Origin of the sequence: Acinetobacter harbinensis (assembly GCF_000816495.1) — a bacterium.
Taxonomy (GTDB): Bacteria; Pseudomonadota; Gammaproteobacteria; order Pseudomonadales; family Moraxellaceae; genus Acinetobacter; species Acinetobacter harbinensis.
Map to the genome: position 1 here is coordinate 54,916 of NZ_JXBK01000003.1, position 1,720 is coordinate 56,635.

1 protein-coding gene is annotated in these 1,720 nt (G+C 46.7%); it reads right to left on the minus strand.

Annotation, left to right across the window (positions count from 1 at the left end; genetic code table 11):
- Positions 1 to 1,690: heavy metal translocating P-type ATPase (locus SE27_RS13205; RefSeq protein WP_455550034.1), on the minus strand; the 1,690-nt coding region annotated here is incomplete at its 3' end.
- Positions 1,691 to 1,720 lie beyond the last annotated feature (30 nt).

Sequence of the window (1,720 nt, forward strand, 5' to 3'; positions counted from 1 at the left end):
TGTTGCCCAAAGCTAACTGACGATCGCCCACTTGACCTCGAACACCAATCCCTGAGCCTGATTCAAAATTATCTGGTGTTTCAAGAGACAGGCCACGTTCGTGTGCTGCATTTACAATCGCTTCGGCTAGCGGGTGTTCACTGCCTTGATCAAGACTGGCGGCTAAACGTAATACTTCAGATTCATCGAAACCTGATGCGGCAACCACACGATCGAATACAGGGCGTCCTTCGGTCAACGTACCTGTTTTATCGATGATTAGTGTGTCAATCTTGCGCAGATTCTCAATGGCTGCTGCATCGCGGAACAACACACCATGAGTAGCACCTTGACCCGTTGCAACCATGATAGACATTGGAGTTGCCAAGCCTAGTGCACAAGGACAGGCAATAATGAGTACTGCCACAGCATTGATTAATGCATAAACCCAGCTCGACTCTTCTGGGCCGAACAATCCCCATCCAAAGAAGGTAAGCAAGGCAATGGTCACTACAGCCATGACGAACCAACCTGCTACCTGATCAGCCATACGTTGCATTGGTGCTCTCGAGCGTTGAGCTTGTGCCACCATCTGTACGATCTGGGACAACATGGTACTTGAACCAATTTTCTCTGAACGCATGATCAATGAACCATTGGTATTCAGGGTAGCGCCAATGACTTTATCGCCGACACGTTTAGTGATTGGTAAAGGTTCGCCTGTCAGCATTGATTCATCTACTGAACTACTTCCTTCAGTGACTACACCATCCACAGGAACTTTTTCACCTGGGCGGATGCGAAGTAAATCTCCTACATGGACATGAGTCAGAGGAACGTCTTCCTCAGTTCCATCGGACAGAATTCGGCGAGCTGTTTTAGGAGCAAGTCCGAGTAGTGACTTAATTGCAGCAGAAGTTTGCGAACGTGCTTTTAATTCTAGTATTTGTCCCAGTAGGGTCAACGAAATAATGACCGCTGAAGCTTCAAAGTAAACAGCGACACGGCCCATGGAAATAAATGAGTCTGGAAAGATTTGTGGCGCTACAGTTGCAACCACACTGTAAATAAAAGCAGCCCCTGTACCTAGACCGATCAGGGTCCACATGTTCGGGCTGCGATTCACGACCGATTGCCAACCACGGGAAAAAAATGGCCAACCTGCCCAGAGTACGATCGGCAGTGACAACACTAATTCAATCCAGCTCTGAACCGCCATGTCGAACAGGTTCAGTTGATGGCCAAACATCGCCAAAAAAGTCACGACTATGGTCAGTGGCAGTGTACACCAGAAGCGTCGACGGAAATCACGTAACTCAGGATTCTCATCTTCCTCTAACTCGGGAATGAGTGGCTCCAGTGTCATTCCACATTTAGGACAGTTTCCAGGATGATCTTGTTTAATTTCTGGATGCATTGGGCACGTATAGATGGTCGTGCCTGTTGTGCTTGTCTCATTAACGGATTGAGTAGTCTGATGATGCTGTGTATGTGCATCGGCAGTCGTCGTTGCGGGTTTAGCGATATATTGCACCGGGCTGCTATGAAACTTTGATTGACATTTATCACTGCAAAAAAAGTAAGTTTTCCCCTTAAATTCCTCATGGTATTTCGATTCTTCAGTGACGGTCATACCACAGACTGGGTCTTTCAGTACGTCTGTTGTAGCCTGTGCCATATGGTCCTGGTTATGATTTTTTTGATCTGACATAAATAATTCTCTTATGGTAAAGTGGTTTTA